Source organism: Gordonia rubripertincta (assembly GCF_038024875.1).
In the GTDB taxonomy this organism is placed as follows: Bacteria; Actinomycetota; Actinomycetes; order Mycobacteriales; family Mycobacteriaceae; genus Gordonia; species Gordonia rubripertincta.
This window is the reverse complement of record NZ_CP136136.1, coordinates 1,302,611-1,323,957: the sequence shown is the minus strand read 5'-3', so window position 1 is coordinate 1,323,957 and position 21,347 is coordinate 1,302,611. Positions and strand designations below refer to the sequence as shown.

The 21,347-nt window shown below is 69.0% G+C and carries 16 protein-coding genes and 1 pseudogene; 5 read left to right on the top strand and 12 right to left on the bottom strand.

What is annotated here, in order from left to right; genetic code table 11:
* Positions 1–39: 39 nt before the first annotated feature.
* The 6 genes from RVF83_RS05950 to RVF83_RS05925 all read right to left on the bottom strand — a co-directional run bounded on the left by RVF83_RS05950 (position 40) and on the right by RVF83_RS05925 (position 4,449).
* Positions 40–837 (bottom strand): hypothetical protein, encoded by a 798-nt coding sequence (locus tag RVF83_RS05950; protein WP_005200678.1) that lies wholly within the window; start codon positions 835–837, stop codon positions 40–42.
* 155 nt (positions 838–992) lie between these two features.
* Positions 993–1,568 carry an RNA polymerase sigma factor SigM gene (gene sigM / locus RVF83_RS05945; protein ID WP_005200675.1) on the bottom strand — a complete coding sequence of 192 codons (576 nt, stop codon included), beginning with the start codon at positions 1,566–1,568 and terminating at the stop codon, positions 993–995.
* A gap of 97 nt (positions 1,569–1,665) precedes the next feature.
* Positions 1,666–2,028: an SH3-like domain-containing protein gene (locus RVF83_RS05940; protein WP_005200673.1), complete on the bottom strand. Its 363-nt coding sequence runs from the start codon at positions 2,026–2,028 to the stop codon at positions 1,666–1,668.
* A gap of 2 nt (positions 2,029–2,030) precedes the next feature.
* A complete protein-coding gene (gene scnC, locus RVF83_RS05935) occupies positions 2,031–2,759 on the bottom strand; it encodes a thiocyanate hydrolase subunit gamma (protein ID WP_005200672.1) in 729 nt (242 codons plus the stop codon).
* 3 nt (positions 2,760–2,762) lie between these two features.
* Positions 2,763–3,614: an SH3-like domain-containing protein gene (locus RVF83_RS05930; RefSeq protein WP_005200670.1), complete on the bottom strand. Its 852-nt coding sequence runs from the start codon at positions 3,612–3,614 to the stop codon at positions 2,763–2,765.
* Positions 3,615–3,726: 112 nt separating this feature from the next.
* Positions 3,727–4,449, bottom strand: coding sequence for a TetR/AcrR family transcriptional regulator (locus RVF83_RS05925; RefSeq protein ID WP_005200668.1), 723 nt, complete (start codon positions 4,447–4,449; stop codon positions 3,727–3,729).
* Positions 4,450–4,582: 133 nt separating this feature from the next.
* Here RVF83_RS05925 and RVF83_RS05920 point away from each other — a divergent pair, with 133 nt between their 5' ends.
* A complete protein-coding gene (locus RVF83_RS05920; RefSeq protein WP_005200667.1) occupies positions 4,583–5,542 on the top strand; it encodes a sterol desaturase family protein in 960 nt (319 codons plus the stop codon).
* On the opposite strand, the gene RVF83_RS05915 is transcribed toward RVF83_RS05920, so the two are convergent.
* From RVF83_RS05915 to RVF83_RS05905, 3 genes and pseudogenes are all read right to left on the bottom strand, one after another.
* Positions 5,526–9,149 carry a murein biosynthesis integral membrane protein MurJ gene (locus RVF83_RS05915; protein WP_005200665.1) on the bottom strand — a complete coding sequence of 1,208 codons (3,624 nt, stop codon included), beginning with the start codon at positions 9,147–9,149 and terminating at the stop codon, positions 5,526–5,528. The two genes, RVF83_RS05920 and RVF83_RS05915, sit on opposite strands and share 17 nt — an antisense overlap.
* Positions 9,150–9,487: 338 nt before the next feature.
* Positions 9,488–12,113, bottom strand: a pseudogene (locus RVF83_RS05910) (DUF6049 family protein).
* Between the two features lie 103 nt (positions 12,114–12,216).
* The gene (locus RVF83_RS05905) at positions 12,217–13,410 is read right to left on the bottom strand and encodes an NUDIX hydrolase (RefSeq protein ID WP_005200661.1); all 1,194 of its coding nucleotides are present in this window, start codon (positions 13,408–13,410) and stop codon (positions 12,217–12,219) included.
* A gap of 228 nt (positions 13,411–13,638) precedes the next feature.
* On the opposite strand from RVF83_RS05905, the gene RVF83_RS05900 reads away from it, so the two are divergent.
* A complete protein-coding gene (locus RVF83_RS05900) occupies positions 13,639–15,081 on the top strand; it encodes a CCA tRNA nucleotidyltransferase (RefSeq protein ID WP_005200659.1) in 1,443 nt (480 codons plus the stop codon).
* Between the two features lie 7 nt (positions 15,082–15,088).
* On the opposite strand, the gene RVF83_RS05895 is transcribed toward RVF83_RS05900, so the two are convergent.
* Positions 15,089–16,003: a diacylglycerol/lipid kinase family protein gene (locus tag RVF83_RS05895; protein ID WP_005200657.1), complete on the bottom strand. Its 915-nt coding sequence runs from the start codon at positions 16,001–16,003 to the stop codon at positions 15,089–15,091.
* A gap of 48 nt (positions 16,004–16,051) precedes the next feature.
* Between RVF83_RS05895 and RVF83_RS05890 the strand changes: the two genes are divergently transcribed.
* Together RVF83_RS05890 and RVF83_RS05885 are read left to right on the top strand one after the other, a co-directional pair.
* The gene (locus tag RVF83_RS05890) at positions 16,052–16,633 is read left to right on the top strand and encodes a TetR/AcrR family transcriptional regulator (protein ID WP_039881145.1); all 582 of its coding nucleotides are present in this window, start codon (positions 16,052–16,054) and stop codon (positions 16,631–16,633) included.
* A gap of 13 nt (positions 16,634–16,646) precedes the next feature.
* The gene (locus tag RVF83_RS05885) at positions 16,647–18,185 is read left to right on the top strand and encodes a glycerol-3-phosphate dehydrogenase/oxidase (protein ID WP_005200653.1); all 1,539 of its coding nucleotides are present in this window, start codon (positions 16,647–16,649) and stop codon (positions 18,183–18,185) included.
* A gap of 48 nt (positions 18,186–18,233) precedes the next feature.
* Here RVF83_RS05885 and RVF83_RS05880 read toward each other — a convergent pair whose 3' ends face one another.
* On the bottom strand, positions 18,234–19,325 hold the full coding sequence (locus tag RVF83_RS05880) for an aminotransferase class V-fold PLP-dependent enzyme (RefSeq protein WP_005200651.1): 1,092 nt from the start codon (positions 19,323–19,325) through the stop codon (positions 18,234–18,236).
* A gap of 104 nt (positions 19,326–19,429) precedes the next feature.
* Here RVF83_RS05880 and RVF83_RS05875 point away from each other — a divergent pair, with 104 nt between their 5' ends.
* A complete protein-coding gene (locus RVF83_RS05875) occupies positions 19,430–19,972 on the top strand; it encodes a hypothetical protein (protein WP_005200649.1) in 543 nt (180 codons plus the stop codon).
* Here the strand turns inward: RVF83_RS05875 and RVF83_RS05870 are convergent.
* Entirely contained in the window at positions 19,953–21,284 is a 1,332-nt protein-coding gene (locus tag RVF83_RS05870) for a hypothetical protein (RefSeq protein ID WP_005200647.1), read from the bottom strand. The genes RVF83_RS05875 and RVF83_RS05870 overlap by 20 nt on opposite strands.
* Between the last annotated feature and the right edge of the window lie 63 nt (positions 21,285–21,347).

The following is a 21,347-nucleotide window of genomic DNA, read 5'->3' as shown; positions in this document are numbered from 1 at the left end:
CCGGCGTGGTGACGCAGGTCTCGGCCCTGGTAGAGGGGATCAGGCGCCGATCGTCCCCCTCGCCAGGAACGCGGGATTGTCGGTGTCGCACTCGAGACCGACGATCAGGGCGTCGAACCGGCCTGGGACACCGGTCGACAGCAGGATGGCGGCAGCGGGGCCACCGTGGAAGATGATCCGCCCGGAGCCGACGATGACGACCGTCGCGGGGACGAGATGAGCCGCGGTGCAGCGTCGGAGCGCGGCGACCGAGCCGAACGGTGCCCCGTCTGTACGACCGAGGACCGAGATGGCCGACGCGGAGCCCGCCGGGTCCAGGATCTGGGTCGATCCGGGCTGGGCCTGTATCGGCGATGGGGTGTCGTCCGGTGACGAGGACATCAGTCGAAGCACACCGATCGAGCCGAGGGCGACCACCGCGATCGCCGCCGCGGCCAGTACCACCGAGAGAACCCTCGACGACCGACCGGATCGTTCGCGCCGTGCGGGGAGATCCACCGGTGCGTCCTGGGCGGGACCCGGTCGTGCAGGGCCGGGAGGCGCCGCCGCGTCGGTCGCGGGCGCTCCGGCCAGTGCGGCCAGCGTGGCCTGGACGTCGGCGCGAACATGATCCGGAACCGTATGCGCGGCGGGGGTCGACGTGCGAAGCTGACTCGTCGTCCGATCCAGAGCCGCCAGGATCTCCTGCGCGGCAGCGTCATCGGTGATCTGCGCACGGATGTGTGTGGCAGCGCGCTCGGACAGCACTCCGGCGTGGAGATCGGCCAGCGTCTCCGCCGAATACGGCGGATCGGGCAGATCGCCGGACTCGGTGTCGTCAGGTCCCCGCGGGGTCATGGTGTCAGTCTTCCATTCCGAAGGTCAGGCGTCGGTGTCTCAGGGTGGCATCTCGCCGGTCGTTGTCCGGTGGTCGTCGGATACTTGGACGCACGACGCGCGGTTCCGGTTCCACTCCGGTGTGATTCGGCGGAAAGACGTTGGCAGGCATCGGCTTACGCGTCATCGGCAGTCCGGAGATGACCCAGGACCTGGGCGAGTTTGAGTCGTCCGCGTGCGCATCGACTCTTGATGGTCCCCTCGGCGACGCCGAGGAGTGAGGCGGCCTCGGCGACCGAGTAACCCTCGAGATCGACGGCGACGATGGCCTGCCGCTGGCCTTCGGGAAGCGCGTGCAGAGCCCGGCCGATGGAGACGGACAGATCCACCGCGGCGATGTCATCGGCGGTGTCGGCGATCGACAGCACATCCCACTCGGGCAGCGGAACGGTCCGGCGGGCGTTGTTGCGTCGGATCCGGTCGAGGCAGGCGTTGACGACGATCCGATGCAGCCAACTGGTCACCTTCGCGTCGGAGCGGAAATCCCCGGCGGTCCGGTGGGCGGCGAGTAGTGCGTCCTGCAACCCGTCGGCGGCATCCTCGGGGTTCTGGCTGGTCCGAATGGCGACCGACCACAGATAGTCGAGGTGACGGTTGATCAGATCGGTGAACGCGCCCGGGTCGCCGGCGGCGTGAGCGCGTAACAACTGCTCATCGGTGTGCAGGTCAACTGCGTCGTTCCCCCCGGCCATGCGCTGAGAGTAATGGAGAAGCCGCCGCCCGACCCGGTGGCGACGCAGTTGTCTACAGGACCGATCTCAGTGTGGACAGCCGGTTTGGCCGGCCTGCTCACGCCTCCAGACGGGCTCGGACCGCGGCCATCCGCTCCGCGAGTTCGCGCTGGTCGATCACCCCGCGATCGAGCAGGGTGTGCGCGAGGGCGACAAGCTGGTTCTCCGGGTAGGGAAGGTCGGCGTAGGTGGTCGCCGCCAACCTGTCCTCCTCGTCGCGGCGCTCCACGACCCCGGGTGCCGCGCATCCGCTGTCGGCGGCCCGGTCGAGCGCGTCGCAGAGACCGTCGAGGCTGGTCTTCCATGGTGGGACGAGGTTGGCGACCCCGTACTTGGCGGCCATTCGCGGCCATACCTGGTCACGTTGGACGACCTCGGCGAGCGGCGGGTAGGCGTCTCCGGTCTCGGACTGCGTCGACATCGTCACTCTCCCGCCGGGTGGATGGCCGGCCGGACGGTGGTGACCGCGTTGGTGGTCACCCCCGGCTTCGGAAGGGCCACCCCGATCAGACAATCGCGGGTGAGGATCTCGGCCAGCTGCTCCTGGGTCCAGTCCTCCGTCCCCGCCGGGCGTTGCGGCATCACCATGAACCGATGCTTCTGATTGGAGTCCTGGACGCGGACCGATACACCGTCGGGCAGTTGGAGCCCGAACTCCGACAACACCTGTCGCGGCCATCGCACCATGCGACGCCGGTAGTTCGGCGTGCGATACCACTCGGGCGAATTGCCGAGGATCGGCCGCGGATAACACGAACACAGCGCGCACACGATCACGTGATGGACCGACGGGGTGTCTTCGAGTATCGAGAACGCGGTGAAGTCACTGGGTGTGCCGAAACCGGTGGGCTCGAGCCAATCGACCCCGACCTCCTTGCTCGCGGTCATGGGTTCGGCGAGCGCGAACTCTTTGAAGTCCGGTTCCAGCCAGGCGCGCGCAACCAGGGTCGCTGCCGGTGTCGGCCCGATCTGCTCGGCGAACTCGGTGAATCGCCGATGTTCCTCGGCGGTGAAAAGTCCCTTCTCGATACACAATTCACGTAGCGCGATCTCGAGCACCTCGAAGTCGGTGACCTCCTCGACCATCGGCGCGACCGTCCGCGCGTGGTCGTGATCGTGATCGTGATCGTGCGCACCGGTGGCGTCGCTCATGGTCTAGCTCTCCTCTCGACCGGCCGGTGCCAGCCACCTCTCCGGGATCTCGGTTCGCAGGGTGTCGTCGGCGGTGCCGGTGTACCCGTGCCACAGGTCGCTCATCTGGAACTCGACGACGTAGAACCACTCCGGTTGGGCATCGGACAGACCCCACGTCTCGTCTTCGGGCGCTGGACTCTCGTAAGCGACGGCGGAGATCTGACCGGTTGCACCGCGCACGTATTCCGGTGTGCGCGTGTAGAAGACGACGGGAAGCTCGCGCACGACGACGGGATCGCCGACGGCGAACCGGGCCTCACCGGCCCTCCCCGCGTAGATCTGGGGATCCCCGACCCCGACGGCGTGCCGGTGATGGGTGTTGCGGGGAACGTCGGATCCGTCACCGACACTGCGTGGTCGCGCTTCGAGCTTCTTGCCCGCCAGTCCGCCGGCGTATCGATCCTGCACCTCGAGCATGCGCTCGGAGAGCTCGCCGAGCGCGATGTGGTGTTTCTCGACCAGAACTCTCGCAACCGCGAGCAACCATCGGCCGTAGTACGGCAGTCCGAGGTACTCCGCGCGGCCGACGTCGACGTTGCCGATCCGCCGACGTTCCTCGGAGAGCCAGATCCCGCGCCAGGCCAGCACTTCACACATGACGTACGTCATGTGTTCCCACAGCTCGTAGGCCTTTCCCTCGTAGAAGATCGGCGCGTCGGGTTCACCGCCGACGTCATGCACCGGTTTGAGGTAGGCGGTGATACGCGCGTGATCGAGGAGATCGGGAGTGGGCGCGTCCGGAAGTTCCGGATACGAAGATTTCAGGCGCGCAACAAGATCGAGCTGTCTGGCGCGTTCTTCTGCTGTGCTCATCTGTCGCCTCCCGGGAGTAGCGGCCCCGCGGCTTGAAGCAGAATGGTCCGAAATCTACTCGCGTAGCAAGACTTATGGCGGTGTTTTGGCGTAGTCCGACGGATGCGAGGAGTCAGTTCAACAGTCGACCGTGCGCGGCGACCAACAGTTCCACGCAGACGTCGAGGACGTCTTCGAGAGGTTCGCGTTGAATGCCGGAGTCCGCTTCGCCGGCCACATACCAATCGACCATCAACTGGGTGACGGCTCCGACGAGTCCGACAGAGGCGAGCCGCTGACGGGTCGTCGGTGGACGACTTCCCCGTGCCAGCACCAGGATCAGGTCGGCCCACCCGTGTATCGCGCGCATCCGTACGCGTTCGATCTCGGGTGAGACGCCGACGACCTCGACAAGCATGACCCGCGCTCGACGTGCGTCGTCGGCCAGCGCCGACATGAAGGCCTGCAGGATTGCGCGCGCCGCATCCGAGATCGACTCTGCGGGAATGCCTTCCGACTCGGCACCGATATCGGTTCCGCCGGCCCCCGTGTGGATGAAGCGGCTCGCAGCGGCGATCGTCGAGGTGCGGGCGAAGTCCACGCAGTCGTCGTATACCGCGACGAGCAGGTCGGCGCGGTCGCTGAAGGATTCATAGAAGTAGCGCTGGGTGAGCCCGGCCTGGTCGCAGACGCTCTTGACCGAGGCCTTCGCGTAACCGTCGGTGCCGAAGACGTCGAGTCCGGCGCTGATCAGGGCGCTGCGGCGGCGAGCCTGGCGTTCGGTCGGGTCCGCTCCCGCATAGCGCCGGCCTCCGGCGCGGGCGGCGGGGGTTCCCGCGGTGGCGGACGTGGGCACGAACCTCTGCTCCTCTGGTCACGACCCGGATTTCGACCGATCCGGATCTTTACAGCACTACTTCTGACACGATACATTGTCAGAATCAAACTGACATGCTGACGTGTCAGATGGTGGTCCAGAGGAGTACACGGTGTTGGAGTTCTTGCCGGAACCGATGCGCGAGCCGACGGTGATCGCGATCCCGTTCTTCCTCGCGATGCTGGCCATCGAGTGGTTCGCTGCGGCCAAGCTCGAGCACGATCACGACGACGAGGGTGCTCCGGCCCCCGGCGCCTACGAGACCCGGGATGCGCGCGCGAGCGTGATGATGGGCGTCGTCTCGATCGGGACCAGCGCCTTCTGGAAACTTCTCGGGCTGCTCGCCTACACCGCCCTGTTCACGTATGTCGCGCCGTGGCACCTGCCGATGAACCAGTGGTATTCGTGGGTCATCGCGTTCGTGGCGGTGGACTTCATCTACTACTGGGTGCACCGGGTGTCGCACCGCGTGCGCATCGTGTGGGCGACCCATCAGGCACATCACTCCAGCGAGTACTTCAACTTTGCCACCGCGCTGCGCCAGAAGTGGAACATCAGCGCGGCGATCGTGATGTGGCTGCCGCTCCCCTTGCTCGGGGTCCCGCCGGCCCTCGTGTTCTTCGCGTACTCGTTGAACCTCATCTACCAGTTCTGGATTCACACCGAACACATCAACAAGATGTGGGCGCCGTTCGAGTACGTGTTCAACACCCCGTCGCATCACCGTGTACATCACGGACGCGATCCCGAGTACCTCGACCGCAACTACGGCGGCGTCTTCATCATCTGGGACCGGATGTTCGGATCCTTCACCCCGGAGGGTCGCCGCCCGCGCTACGGACTGACCAAACCGGTGGACACTTACAACATCTGGCGACTCGAGACGCACGAGTACGTGGCGATCGCCCGCGACGTGAAGTCGACGTCGAGCTGGCGAGCACGCCTCGGTTACATCTTCGGCCCGCCCGGGTGGACGCCGAAGACGGGCGCGTCGACCACCGAACCGATGGCATCGGGCACCGATGACGAGTCGGTCAGCCCGGAGAACGAGCCGGTCAGCCCGCCATCGTGACGCGGCCGACCTCGGCCTGATAGCCACCCGCAGCGGGCGGCAGCGTCGTGATCCACACCATCACGTAGCGGCTGGCCTGCGGAGACGCGATCTGGATGGTCGTGGTGTTCTGGCCGACACGACCCGCGGCCACGGGGGTGGTCCCGGCGAAAGCGGGCCTCGCGTTCGGCGAGGTGCGGATCTCCACGTCGAAACCGGGGGTCGGGGTCTCGATGGTCACCGACTTCACGGCGCGCTCGTCACCGAGGTCGAACATCAGGCCCAGGCCCTGCTTCAGACCGCCGAAGTCGGGGCGGCCCCGGTAGTTGTCGGTCTGCCACGGTGGCGCCGCACCGGTGATCACGTTCCCGACGTTGGCCGAGTTGTCCGGCGGCTGCGACGAGAAGTCGGCCACGGTCACCCCCCGGAGCGCGATGTCCTGGGCCTGCGGCGCTTCGGCGGGTGCCTTGGCCTCGGGTGTCGGTTCGCCCGGCGGGGCCGGCTCGGTGGTGGTCAGGATCGAGTCGATGTCACTCGAGCCGTCACCGCTGCCGAAGACGTTGGTGGCTCCGACGATCAGCGCGATGACCACGAAGAGCGCGAGCAGACCCGCGCCGATCAGCAGTGCGAGGTTCTTGCGGCCCGCCTTGTGCTCGGCGCTGCCGACCCGCGGTGCCACCGTGACCGGCGGCGGCGCGTCGGCATCGGTGATGGCGGGGAGCATGTCGGTGTTGAGGTCGACCACTGTCGCCTGGTCGAGGACGTGCTGGACCGTCGCCGCGGTCCGGATGCCCCGGGTTCCGTCGAGCGCACGCGCCGCGACGGCCGAGATCTCGAACGGGATGTCGGGCTTCGCTGCCCGCGGCTCCAGGGGTTGACCGTTCTCCCCCGGCGCCGCCACCGGGATACCGCCGATCGGTTCGGTGACGTCGTCGGTGGTGACGAGCCGCGACCCGTTTTCGGGATCGAGGGTCCACCGGTTCAGCAGCAGCGCGTAGAGCACCGCGCCGAGTCCGCGCACGTCGGAGGCCTTGTCGTCCCCGGCGAGGGTGCCCGGGAAGGCGAGAACCGCGTTGCCGTCGTGGCTGATTCGGATGCGATCGGGATGGTCGATCGACAGTGCGCCACCGGAGCGGTGGGCGATCTCCGCGGCCGCGGCCAGCGAGCGCACGGCTCGGGCGGCACCGATCGGGGACGGCTCGGACCGGGCGACGTCGGCGAGCGATGAGCCGGGCACCCACTCGGCGACGACGATGCCGCCGGAGGAACCGCGGACGACGTCGAGCACCCGTGCCACGCCGTCGGAGGTGATCTGGCCGAGGCGCAGGGTCCGCGAGAGGACCGCCTGGGGCCCCTGATCGGTCGCCTTGATGGCCTGTCCGCGCTCGAGCGGCGGCGCGAGCTGGTCTGCGTCGACGAAGGTCAGTGCGACCTCACGGTCGAGGTTGATGTCCTGGGCGCGCCAGAACTGCAGGCCGCGGGTGCCGCCGTGCTGCTCGAGGAGCCGGTATCGGCCACCGGCGACCGCGGCGCCGGGAATCAGTCGCGGTCCGCGTCGACGAGCAGCCTCCGGTGTGGGGGCAGCGGCCGGCGCGGCGGGAGTCTGTCCGTGAGTGGGTGCGGAGGGAGTCTGGGGTCCGGCGGAATGGGAATCGCCGGGGCCGGATTCGACGGGCGACCCGGTGGGTGCACTCGTGTCGATCTCGCTGTCACTCACGCGACGGACTCCTTTCCTCCGGTATCTGATGTCGCGCGGAACCGGTGCGCGCTCTGGGATGGGACGTGCACCCCGGCCGGCGCCGATCGCGCCCCCGGTGTGCACGGAGTAGGACTGCCACGTCGCGGTGCCCCTGTCGAAGCGGCGCAGCACTTGTACCTGACCAGAGTACGGGAGCGATTCGTCCGCAGAGACGCGCGGAAACTGAACTGTGATCGCCGGGGACTGTTCGCGTTCGGGCTCCGCGGGCGGCGCGAGAGCCGGGATGAACCGGCCGAGGAGGCGACGCACCGAGTTGCCGATCGCGACCACGTCCGGCACCCGGGCGGCGGCCAGACCCGCATAGGTCACCGCCAGCACGACGACCGCCGTCAGGATCAGGTACAGCAGCGACCCGACCTTGCCGAGCCAGCCGATCATGTGGTCGAGGCCGGTCATCTTCGCGACGGCCCAGACGACCGCCGACACGCTCAGGGAGACCGCGAACGTGACCAGCGTGGTGCGGGCCACGTTCGTCAGTCGTGCGCCGCGCAGGCGGCTGCGGAGCAAGTAGTGGCCGACGATGGCGCCGACCAGATAGCCGAGTCCGTTGGACAGGGCGAGCCACCGCACGACGTTCGACGGGTCGTCGAACAGGACGGGACCCATGTACGACGACGTCACCTTGACCACGGTGATGCCGAGCGCGATGAAGGTCGGGGTCCAGGCGTCCTCACGGGCGTAGAAGACGCGCAGCTGGACCAGCGTCATCGAGTACGGGATCAGCGTGAACGCACCCCAGGCGAGCACCGAGCCCAGCTGGGCGGCGTCGGCGGCGTCGAACCGGCCGAAGTTGAACACCGCGATCGCGATGGCCGGCCCGAAGAAGGTCATGAACGACACGACCGGGACCAGCGCGACCATCGTCAGACGCGTGGCCAGCGACAGGTCGTCGACCACGGCCTTCGTGTCGTCGGCGGCCGCGTTGCGCGACAGTCGCGGCATGATCGCGGTCAGGATGGTCACGCCGAGTACGCCATAGGGCAGCTGCAGCAACTGCCAGTGGGTGAAGTAGATACTGACGCCGGACTCCTGGGCGGAGGCGGCGATCCGGTACGTCGCGATGAGACCGACCTGCAGCAGGGCGACGTAGGCGACGATCGCGAGCGCCATGTTGCCGAACTGGCGCAGCCGGGCGTCGATGCCCCATTCCAGCTTCAGATGCACGCCGGCCTTGCGCAGGAACGGCACCAGGACCATGGCCTGCAGCACCACGCCGAGGGTGCAGCCGATACCCAGGACGAGCAGCTTCGGATCGCTCATCCGGACCGGGTTGAGAGTGATCTCGCCGGGCACCAGGGCGTACAGCACGAGGGTCGTGATCTGGACGACGTTGTTCAGGACCGGTGCCCAGGCGCCCGGTTTGAACAGGCCGCGCAGGTTGAGCACGGCGATGAACAGTGCGGAGAGCCCGTAGAACAGGATCTCGGGCAGCAACAGGTAGGCGAGGTGCGTGGACAGGTCCCGGTTGACCTGCCCGTCACCGAGATTCAGGTAGGTCAGGAGTGGCGCGGCGATGACGGCCAGGACCGTCGCCGAGCCGAGCACCACCACGGTGATCGTGAAGATGCGGTTGAGGAAGCCCTGACCGCCGTCTTCGTCCTCGGCCTCGGCCCGCGCGAGCAACGGGATGACGATGGCCGTCAGCACCGCGCCCAGGACGACCTCGGCGATCATGTTCGGCAGCACGTCGGCGGCCTGGAACGCCGAGGCGATGCCCGAACCGAGCATCGCCAGGATCAGAACGGTGCGCAGGAAGCCGGTGATGCGACTGAAGAGAGTCGCGATGGCGATCGAGCCACTGGTCCGCAGGATGCTCGAGTCCGAGTCGCGTGCCAGCCCGGTCGACGACGAGTCGTCGCCGGCTGTCACCTTCTTCGACGAGCCGGTGGCGACGGCGTCCGTCTCGCCGCTGTGCCGTTCCTGATACCCGGCCGCGTCGAGACGACCGGGCCGGACCGGTGGGGCCTCGACGCGGACACCACCGGGTACGGGCCCCTGGGCATGCCGGGCGCCGTGAGCGGGGGGTGACGGGACCGGTCGGCCGGGCCGGGGTGGCGGCGGCACGGGGCCGGATCCAGGAGGGATCCGGCGCGGTGCAGCGCGATCCGGACGCTGGGGAGGCACCGCACCGGGTGTCCCCGGCCGCGGTTCGCGCGGCACATCGTTCCAGTTCACGTGGTGTTTCGCCGTCCTCGTTCAGTGCTCGATCAGGGGTCGTGCGGGTGGTCGCCCGGCTCCTCGCCGGATGGCCGACCCTCGCCTTGCAGGGTACGGCGTCGCTCCTGATACCCGCTTCCCGCCAGCATCCGCTCGAGTTCGTCGGGCTCGGGACGGTCGGCGTCGGCGGGGTCGGGTTGACCGCGGAACCGGTGCCACAGCCTGCGAGCGGTCAGCAGCACGAGCGCCACGCCGGCGACGATGGTGATGTAGAACAGCGGCTTGCCGTAGGCGTTGGTGTGAACCTGCAGGGTGATCGGCTGGCCAAGAGGCACACCGGTGACCGTGGCCAGCCGGATGTCGATGGTGATGGCCTCGGAGGTCTCACCGCGTGTGGGGAGCTGGATCTGCCGGGTTCCGCGGGCGGGGATCTCGATCACACCCCAGATCGCCGATCTCGAGGCCCTCGGGCGCGGATGTGGTCAGGCGGGCCCGGACCGGTAGGGCGAGGTCGTTGCGGACCGCGAGCAGGACCGGGCTGCGTTCGGAGGCCAGGGTGTACCGGCCGCCGGGGTCGAGGATCGTCACGGATTGACCGAGGCGGTGCAGGGTCGATGCCACGGCGTCGATGCGCTCCTCCTGCAGCCGTCGCAGATGCGTGTAGACCGCGGATCCCGCGACGTCGGTGGACCTGATGGCGCGTAGCTGGTCCTCGCGCAGCGGAGACATGTACCGCTCGGGGGTGGCCGCGACATCGGCAGACCGCACCAGCGCGCCCTCGAACTGCCAGCTGTCCTCGACGTTGCGCCGGATGGCCGCCGTCGCCTGCGACGTGAGGACCGATCCGATCCGTCCGACGGGTCCCACGCCCGGCGGGTTGGTCAGGCGGCCGGTGGCGCCTGTGGTGTTCAGTTCCTGCACCAGGGACGGGAGGGGGGTCGGGGTCGCGGCGCCCGACTCGAGCAGCAGGCGCGCGGTCGCGAAGAGCGCGTCGGAATCCGCGACCGTCGGGGACCAGTAGGTCGGCGGCACGAGGAACGCCGACCGGCCCACCACCGGGTTCGGGGTGTTCGAGCCGTCGGCCGAGTCCGGTTGCGGTGCGGCGATCGCCGGGTAGGCCAGCGCGGCGATCGCACTCTGCCGACGGCTGCCGGCCGATTCGTCGGTGAGGTCGACCTGCTGCGATTCCGGGGTGAGGGCCGGGGTGCTCGGTGCGGTGCCGATCGCGGCGAGTGACGCGGTGATGGGGGCGTCGAAGGTCTGGGCGGTGAGGCGTCCGACGCGGTAGCGCCCGGTGTCGTCGCGGCGGCCGGTGGGGACGACCGAGTTCGACGCGAGCGCGGTCGACGTGACGGCGGCTTCGGCCAGGGCGTCGGCACCGGCGTCGTCGATGGCGCCGAGCGCGGGCACCGACAATCCGCGCACGCTGCGCACGCCCAGGATCGCGTCGATGATGTCGGCGGGCTTGCGGAGGGCCGCCTCGGTGAGACCGGTGTTGCCGATCCGGGCGAGCGACGTCAGGTCCGCCTGCGCGAACGGCAACGCCACCACGCACATCCGGCTCGCGGTCCAGCGCAGGTCGTCGAGCCAGCGTCCGGCGATCTCGGATCCGTTGCCGGGTCGAGCGGCCGAGGTCGGGTCGGCGGGGTTCGTCGACACCTCGTAACCGAGGGACATCGCGCGCACGGTCACGACGAGGTCGGGGTCGATGGCCAGGCACATGCTTTCGGCGAGCTTCTCCGAGCCGGGCATCGCGACCGGCGCGGGTTCGGCGGGACTCTCCGCCGTGGGTTCGGAGGACGGCGGTCCGGACTCCTCGCGCGGTGGTGCCCCGACCACCTTCTGCAACGACTTGAGTAGCTCGTTGAGCCGGCCTCCGGTGTCGAGCGACCGTGCCATGTCCTCGTTGATGAGCCGGACGGGTTCGGTGTTGCCGCCGAGGACGCCCGGTGCGAGCTGCGGCGGCGCGGCCATCGGCCACAGCATCGTCATCCGGGCGGGGCTGGCCAGATCCGCCGAGACCGAACCGTCGGGACCGAGCCCGGGTACCGCCGGCGAACCCGTCTCGTCGGTCGGATCGACGTAGTTGCGGGCGCGGTTCTCGTCGGGCGGCAAAGACAGCACCGGAAGGAGCGTGCGCGAGCCGGCGACCTGGGCCGGGTTGCCGTAGTCGGGGGTGCCGTTGACGTTGACCTGCATCGGATAGACGCCGGTCTCGGAGATCGCGAGGCCCTGGCCGTCGGGTCCGGAACCGGCGGACAGTGCCATCGACATCCGGAAGCCGACGCTCTCCCCCGGCGCGATGGACTCGCTGAGCGTCTCGAACGGACCGGCGACGGCGACCGCGGGGTCGTCGTCGGCGAGCTGGGTGCGCAACCCTGACGCAGACGAGACGGGATCACCGCGCTCGAGGCGGATGGAGAGGTTGCTGATCGAGCGATCGCCGACGTTGTCGACGCGACCGCTCACCGTCACCAGCGGCCGGCTGGTGGTGGTGACGATCGACGGGGTCATCGAGTCGATGACGATGCGTGCGAACCGCGGCGACGACTGCTGGGCGGGGGTTGCCCCGGTGGCACTCGTCTCGGGCACGGCGGAGGCCGGCGCGGCGACACCCGGCAACAACAGCAGTGCGACGAACCCCAGCACCGCCGCCAACGCGGTCACGACCTGCACCCGCCGCGGATCGATGATCCTGTCGCGACGATCGTGGCGTCGCTCGGATCGACGGAGAGAAGGACGAGGGGACGGACCGGACCGGTCAGGCAACAGGCGCGCCTCAGCCATCGCCGGCCGCGGGCCGTCGGGGACGGCGTCGTCGCCGGCGCGGACGAGCCGGGGGCGGGGGCTCGTTGCGGCGCTGATTGCGCGCTGCGGCGGCTTTCTCATAGGCGTTGGGTTCGGTGCGAATGCTGTCGGCCTCGGACTGGGCGAGTCGGGTCGGGTCGGCCGCGAGATCGGCGATCACGCCACGGGCCATCCGGGCGAGTCGTCGCTCGTCAGAGTACGTGAGGCGACGCGGCAACTCGTGCAACGGCACCCAGGCCACCTCGCTGACTTCGTAGTCGGCGTCAGACAATTCGCCACCCACGCACCGCAGGAGGTAGTGGTGCACGGTTTTGTGGATACGACGACCCTCGCTGACGAACCAGTAGTCGATCTTGCCCAGCGGTGCGACGACCGTGCCCAGGATCCCGGTCTCCTCCTCGACCTCGCGGATCGCGGTCTGCTCGGCGGTCTCGCCGGTCTCGATGTGACCCTTCGGCAGCGACCACATCATCCGGCCACGACGATCCACCCGGCCGATGAGTGCGGCGGACAGCTCGTCGATGGGCAGTCCGAGGTCGGAGACGACGAGCCCACCGGCCGACGTCTCGCGCACGGTCCGGAGCTTGTCGGTGCTGGTGCGGTCGCCGGACCGGTCGGCGGTGCGTTCTCCCCGTGCGGAGCGGCGTCGACCCTTACCCGCCTTGCCCGTCGCCTGGGTGAGGCCCTTGGTGGTGATGGTCGCCGTGACGGTGGCCATGTCGGAGGGCTTCGGCGGCGTGACCTTCGGGCGGGCGCGGTCGGGGTCGACGGGGAGCTTCTCCACCGATTCGGCCTCGACGGGGTCGGGGCAGGCGGGATCGGTCGTGCGTGCGCGGACGAGATCGTTCGGCGTGGGCCGACCGGTCGACGGCGCCGGTGACGTGGCCGGGTTGTGCTGCTTGTGGGTGCCCGCGTTGTGGCTGTTCGGTTTCGGCCCGTTCTGCTTGGAACCGGCCTGCTTGTGCCCGGCGGCCGCGTGACCGCCGCTGGTGTGCGTCGCGGTTCCGCGACCGTCGCCCTTGCGACGACCTCGACGCCGGCGACCGCGTCGGGTCCGACGTCCCTGGCCGGCGGGGTTCTGACCTGCTTGTCCGCCACCGTTGCCATGCGAACCCGACGAGACGTCGCTGACGTCTGAAGGGTTGGTCGAGGAATCGGTGGACACTCCACGATGCTAGCGGCTGGTCACCTGCAGTTTGCCCGGACGCCTCGTAGTGCGCGGAGGATGTGGACACCGGCAACGCCGACGCGCGGACACGGTGTACGACCGATATCGACAGGTGGCCACGACTCGGCCCGTGGTCCGGGCTCCTCCACGGCGTCGAAGCCGCGGGCGACGACGGTAGGGTGGCAAGCCGTGAATGACTCTTCTCCGTCGGATGTACGGCCGACGGTGTCGGATCCGGACCGCAGGACGCGGCTGCTCGCGGCAGCGGCGATAGCGCTCCGGGAGCTCGACGACGTCCTGGCTCCCCTCGGGGAGCTGTTCGCGTCGGCTGGTCATGAGTTGTACCTGGTCGGCGGGTCGGTGCGGGATGCCGTGCTGGGCCGGCTGGGAAACGACCTGGACTTCACCACCGATGCTCGTCCCGAACAGGTGTCCCGCCTGCTCAAGGGTTGGGCCGACGCCTTCTGGGATGTCGGCATCGAGTTCGGCACGGTGGGCATCCGCAAGGGTGAGCACCAGATCGAGATCACCACCTTCCGTGCCGACAGCTACGACCAGGTCAGCCGGAATCCCGAGGTCACCTTCGGCGAGACCCTCGACGACGACCTGATCCGCCGCGACTTCACCGTCAACGCGATGGCCGTGCGTATCGGTGCGAAGGGCGCCGAGGACTTCTGCGATCCGCTCGACGGAATGTCCGCGTTGCTGGCCGGGGTCGTCGACACCCCGGCGACACCGGAACAGTCCTTCGGCGACGACCCGCTGCGGATGCTGCGCGCCGTCCGCTTCATCTCCCAGCTCGGATTCCGGCTCGCGCCGCGCGTGTGGCAGGCGATCACCGAGATGAACGGCGAGATCGACCGCATCACCGCCGAACGCATCCGCGCCGAACTGGACAAGCTCATCTGCGGGGAGTTCCCCCTGGAGGCGATCGACGCGATGGTCGAGACGGGCCTCGCCGACCGGGTGATGCCCGAGATCCCCGGGATGAAGCTCACCATCGACGAGCACCACCAGCACAAGGACGTCTACCAGCACTCGCTGACCGTGCTGAAGCAGGCGATCGACCTCGAGGAGGGCGATCCCGACCTCGTCCTGCGCTGGGCGGCACTGCTGCACGACATCGGCAAGCCCGCGACCCGCCGCCACGAACCCGGCGGCGGGGTCAGTTTCCACCACCACGAGGTGGTCGGCGCCAAGATGGTGCGCAAGCGGATGCGGGCCCTCAAGTACCCGAAGGCCGTCGTCTCCGACGTCGCGGACCTGGTGTTCCTGCATCTGCGTTTCCACGGGTACGGCGACGGTGCCTGGACTGATTCGGCCGTGCGGCGCTACGTCAACGACGCCGGTCCCCTGCTCGACCGGCTCAACAAGCTGGTGCGGGCCGACTGTACGACCCGCAACAAGCGACGCGCCCGCCGGCTGCAGCAGAACTACGACAACCTCGAGCAGCGGATCGCGGCGCTCAAGGAAGCCGAGGATCTGGAGAAGGTCCGACCCGACCTCGACGGCAACGCGATCATGGAGATGCTCGGGGTGCCGCCCGGTCCGATCGTCGGCCAGGCCTGGCGGTACCTGAAGGAACTGCGGCTGGACCGCGGACCGCTCAGCCACGAGGAGGCCGAACAGGCGCTCCGGGAGTGGTGGGAGTCGCGCGGGGAGAAATAGGTACCCGTCAGCTCTGCGTCGGCGGTGCGAAGACCTCGATCGCGTGCGGGACCGCCTCGAACACCGCGGGCAGTTCACCGACGAGATCACCGTCGACGGACACCAGCGCGGGCGGATCGCAATAGAGCTCGACCTCGGCGCCGCGCAACGTCTGCACCAGCGGATGGTCGACGTGCGAGCCGGTGAACACCTTCGGGAACACGCGGGCGAGCGTCGGCCGGGCGAACCGCGGTGGATTCTTCGCAAGGGTGACGTCGAGTAACCCGTCGGACACCGATGCCTTCGGGGTGATCTTCATGCCGCCGCCGTAGGACGTCGTGTTCCCGATCGCGGCGAAGACGAGGTCGGCCTCTACGGTCTCGTCGTCGACGCGCACCTGGTAGTGCCGCGACCGCAAGGCGATGAGCTCGAACAATGCGGCGATCGTGTAGCGCGACTGTCCCCGGGGCCAGCGCATGTCGATGGCGCGCGCAGTCACCGCGGCGTCGAAGCCCGTGGCGGCGACCGTGCCGAACAGGGCGGTCCGGCCGTCGGGGAAGCTGACGCGGCCCAGGTCGACGGGTCGTCGGTGGCCGTCGAGGATCACCTGGACGGCGTCGGGGGTCTCGAGCGGGATGTGCAGGTTGCGGGCGAAGTCGTTCCCGCTACCGGCGGGGATGACGGCGAGCGGCTTGCCCGAACCGATGCTGGCCTCGACCGCGAGCCGGATGGTGCCGTCGCCGCCGGCGATGGCCAGCACGTCGGTGTCGCCGCGGGCGGCCTTCCCGGCGAGGTCGGCGGCATCGGCCATGTCCTCGCCGACGATGATCTCGACCTCGACGTTCTGTGCGTCCAGGAGGTCGGCGGCGTCCTGTGCGACGCGCAGTCCGGCTCCGTGCCGTGCGTACGGACTGGCCACGATGGTGACGTGTCGGATGGTCATCTGGTCGGCCCCCCGCCGATTGAGTGATCCGTTACAGTGTTACACATCATGTCAATCCGTAACGAGGAGATCGGGGATCTCGTTCTGGACGCGGCCAGGGTCTGCCTGCTGCGTGGCGGCGGCCGCAAGGTGACCGTGTCCGAGGTCGCCCGCCAGGCCGGGGTGAGTCGTCCCACCGTCTATCGGCGCTGGCCCGACATCGCCGAGATCATCCGCGACCTGCTCACCCGTGAGGTGCTCACCATCGTCGAGCACGTGCTCGGTGAGCGCGGCGAGCCGCAGGACCTCGACGCACTGGCCGATCGGGTGGTGACGGTGGTCGGGGCGCTGCGCGACAGCGACCTCATCTCTCTGCTGTGGCGCGAACAGCGGGACTTCATGGCGCCCTATGTCTTCGAACGCCTCGGCACCAGTCAGCAGGGTGTGCTCGCGCTGCTGGCGGACATGCTGGCGCAGGGACAGGTGCGCAAGCAGGTGCGCGTCGGTGACGCCAAGCGGATGGCGTCGATGGTGCTTTTGATCGCGCAGAGCTTCCTGCAGTCCGGGGCGCTGGTGTCGGACATCCTCGCCGAGGGTTGGAGTACCGAACTCCACGACGTCATCGTCGGCTACCTGCGGCCGATGCCATGAGGGAGTCCATCTGATGGCCACATTGTCCGTTCGGACACGCAGTCGCGCTCTCGCGTCGATGGCCTCGAGTACCGATCCCCTCGATCTGCTGGTCGTCGGCGGTGGGATCACCGGTGTGGGAGTCGCTCTCGACGCCGCCACCCGTGGCCTGCGCGTCGCTCTCGTGGAACAGAACGATCTCGCCACCGGCACCTCCCGGTGGAGCAGCAAGCTCGTCCACGGCGGCCTCCGGTACCTGGCCAAGGGTGACCTCCGGATCGCCCGGGCAAGCGCCGTCGAGCGCCACCATCTGATGACATCCATTGCACCGCATCTGATCTCACCGCTCCGGCAGATCCTCCCCGACCGCGGCGAGCGGCAGAGCGCGGTGCTGCGCGTCGGGATGCGTGCGGCGGATCTGTTGCGCCGCAACGCCGGGACCCCGAGTTCGTTGTTGCCTCCGCCGTCGCGGCTGTCGGTGATGGAGACCCTCGGCCGCTGCCCGACGCTGTCGCCGGCCGGACTCCGCGGAGGTATCTCGACCACCGACGGGCAGCTGATCGACGACGCGCGGCTCGTCGTCGCCGTGGCGCGCACCGCGGCCGCCTACGGCGCGTTGATCTGCACGTACACCCGCGCCGACCGGGTCGACGGTCGTGGTGCCACGCTCACCGATGTGTTCACGGGCGAGAGCTTCGACGTCGGCGCGCGGATGGTCGTGAACGCCACCGGTGTCTGGTCCGGCTCGGTCGACGACTCGATCGCCGTCCAGCCCAGCCGCGGAACACACCTCGTCGTCGATGCGGCGACCCTGGGCAACCCGACCGCCGCGTTGACCGTTCCGGTCGGAAAGTCGTTGTCCCGGTACGTCTTCGCGTTGCCCGCCCAGCTGGGCCGGGTCTACATCGGGCTCACCGACGTTGCGGCGCCCGGGGCGATCCCCGACGTCCCGACGCCCGACGACTCCGAGATCGAGTTCCTGCTCGACGCGATCAACCCCGCGCTGACCCGACCCCTCGACCGCTCCGACATCATCGGTGTCTACGCCGGTCTGCGGCCGCTCGTCGACGAGCGCGGGACCGCCGGTGCCGAGTCGGACGGCCTCGCCGATGTCTCGCGCCGCCACCACATCCGGGTCCGCGGGGACGGACTGGTAACGGTGCTCGGCGGCAAGCTCACGACCTATCGGCGGATGGCCGAGGACTCGGTCGACGCCGCGCTGGCCACCACCGATCTGACCGCGGGAGAGTGTGTCACCACCACCACGACGCTGGTCGGAGCCCTGCGCGACCCGCGCGAGCAGGGACTTCCGACGTCACTGGTGGCCCGCTTCGGCGGGGAGGCCCCGACGGTCGTCGAGACGGCCACGGTGGACCGGCCGCTGGATCCGATCGCGCCCGGCATCGACGTGACCCGCGCCGAGATTGAGTTCGCGATCACCCACGAAGGCGCGGTCGGCGTCGACGACGTCCTGCACCGGCGGACACGTATCGGCCTGGTCCAGCGTGACAGCGACCTGGCCCGACCGGAGATCGAGAAGGTCGTCGCGCAGGTACTGCCGACCGCCGGTTGAGTACCTGGGCGTCGCGCCGGCGGGTCCCGCCACTGCCGTATCGAAACCCTAATACCCCATGGTGCGCAACGCATCTGCGAGACGGTCGAGGTCTTCGCGCTGCACGTCGAGATGAGGGCTGAGGCGTAGGACCGGGGTCTCGGTGGCAAGGGGTGCGCGCCAGGTTCCGGCTGCGGTCACCAGTAGGCCGAGGGAGAGCAACTTCTCCCGGGCAGCGGCGACGTCCTCGAACTGCCACCCGGGCGGCGGCGCGAGGGTGACGATCGCCGACGGCTCGTCGAGCGGTTCGACGACCTCCCAGCTCGCGATGCCGTGCAATCGCTCGCGGGTGACCCTGCCGATTGTCGCCAGCTCACGGAAGACCCGCTGTTGTCCGATGTCGAGCAGCTCGCGAACCGCGATGCCGAGGCCGAGGCGGCCGGCGATGAACGCGTCGGAACCGTCGATCTCGACCGGTCGTAGGGAGTCCCGGCGCACCGCGACGAATCCCACTCCGCGCGGGCCGGTCAGCCATTTGCGGCTGGTGCCGTAGACGACGTCGGCTCCGGTGACGGTGGGTACGTGTCCTACGGACTGGGCCATGTCGACGACCACCGGCACGCCGACGCGGTGGGCGAGCTCGACGATCCGCGTGACCGGCTGCACCGCGCCCGACATCGACCCGATGTGGCAGATGTGGATGAAGTCGGGCTGCTCGAACTGCAGCATGTTCTCGAGGGCATCGGTGTCGACGTGGCCGTAGACGTCGCTGTCGGGCATCGTGCGGACGGCGTAGCCGCGACGTTCGAACTCTTCGAGGTTGGGGCCGAACTCGTTCTTTGCCACCCACACCGTCGAGGTGACGGGCAGACTCCAGTTGGTGAGCAGTGCGCGCAGGGCCGCACGGGCGCTCTCGCGGAAGATGATCTCGTCCGGGGTGTGCCCGATGAGGGCGGCCAGATTGCGTGTGTCGCGGGCGATTTCCTCAGCACGGTCATCGGCGGCGACGTAGGAGCCGCGTTCGGTCTCACGCCACAGATGAGCGGTCATCGCACCGATCACGCCATACGACGATCGCCCGGCGGACGCGGAGTCGAGATGCGCGAGGGCGGGTTTCAGCCGCGCTGCATGCCATTGCTCGCCGAGGTCACTGACGTACATAGGGCCTCAACCTACCGGGTACGGACGGGCCCGGTGACACGCCGGGGGTGATGTGGCATCGGATCGATGGAACCACCCGGGGTGGTGCATACGTCCAAGAACGCATGGACCCGGTGATCGAGTATTTCTTCGGGCCCGGCGACGGTTCGACGACCCGCTGGTCCTCCCCTGCCGACGCCGTTCTCGGCGATTCCGGCCCAGACGCGGTCCGCCTCGACTTCGACGGCGACGGCCGTCGGGACGACGCGATGTGGGACACCGACGCCGACGGCATCGCCGACGTGGCGGCGCTCGACACCGACGACGACGGCGAGCCGGATGCCTTCTACCGCGATTCTGGTGCCGGGTTGTGGGACCGGGCCGTCGACCACGCCGCCGGGGACGAACCCGGCTCGCCCGAGGCCCGCTCCCCCGCGGCCGGCGACGGGTCGGGTGAGAGAGTCCTACGCCTCGACCTCGATGCGGACGGAGCCCCCGACATCGAACTGGTGGGCGCGGAGAAGGGAGGTCGGCTTGCCGAGCGTCTGTATGTCGACGCCGACGCCGACGGAACGACGGACACGGTGCTCGTGGATCTGAACGGGGACGGGGTGGCCGACGCGGCCTACGAGAAGCGCGATCCGCGGTTCACGCGGCGGGGTCGGTGACCGCCTGTTGTCCGGCGGCGGGTTCGCCGGCCACGTCCGCACGGACGTACAGGGCGCGCACCGCCACCATGCCGAGCAGGTATATGACGACACCCAGGACAACGAGCACGGTGGCGTGACCGTCGACGGGGATCGCCAGCGCCGCCACGGTGACCGCGCCGACGTAGGCGATGTTGAACACCGCGTCCTGCACGGAGAAGACCTGACCGCGTACCGCGTCGCCGACGTCGACCTGCATCGCGACGTCGCCGCACAGTTTGGCGACCTGACCGATCAGGCCCAGCACGAAGGCCGACCCGCAGATCACCGCGAAGTGGAACCCCAGGACGGTCACCTCGGCGACGGCTCCGATGCCCAGAGCGCACATCAGGGTGACGTACCGCCCGACGCGTGCCACTGCGATCGGGGTGAGCACCGCGGCGAGGAGAGCGCCGGCTCCGGTGAAGCCGATGACGAGGCTGACGCGATCGAGCCCGTCGCCCGGTCCCATCTGCCGGGTCAACACGAGGATCATGAGTGTGTTCATGCCGAACACCAGGCGGTGGGCGCCGATGGCCGACAGTGCGGCCGCCACCGTCTTGTGGGTCGCGACCGCACGGGCGCCGTGCCACAGGCCGACCGAGACCGCGTGGAACGCCGACCTGCCCGGATCGTCGGGTTCGTCGGGACCCAGTTGCAGCGGCCGGAATCCGTGTGCGAGGCCGCCGGATACGACGGCGAGCACGATACCGGCCAGCATGGTGAGCGCACTGCCCGAGTTGTCGTCGCCGAAGATCGCGCGCAGACCCAGCGTGATCCCGAGTCCCACGCTGAGCATCGCGCCGCCGAGCGTCGTGAACAACGCGTTGGTCGCCACGATCACCTCGCGTCTGGCCACGTGCGGGAGTCCGGCGGACAGACCGGCGGCCACGAACCGACTCGCACCTGTTGCGGCCAGCGCCGAGATCAGCACCACCAGGTCCGGTGCGCCGGATGCGACCGCGATCGCGACGAGCCCGATGATGGCGCCGCGCAACAGGTTCGCGTACAACAGCACGTTGCGCCGATCCCAGTGATCGAGCAATGCTCCGGCGAACGGACCGATGAGCGAATAGGGCAACAACAGCACCGCGAGACCGCCCGCGACGGCGAGCGGATCCGCGTGGCGTTCGGGGTTGAACAGGATGCTCCCGACGAGCGCCGCCTGGAAGATGCCGTCCGTGACCTGACTCGAGAGACGGACGAACAGCAGCCGTCCCAGACCCGGTGAGTGACGGAGCGAATCGAGGAACACCGACCACCCGCGGCGGTGGCTCACCTCGGTGCTGTTCACCCGTTCAAGCGTACTCACCGACGCGGTGAGGACCTCGGCCGCCGACCCCGGGACTCGACGGAC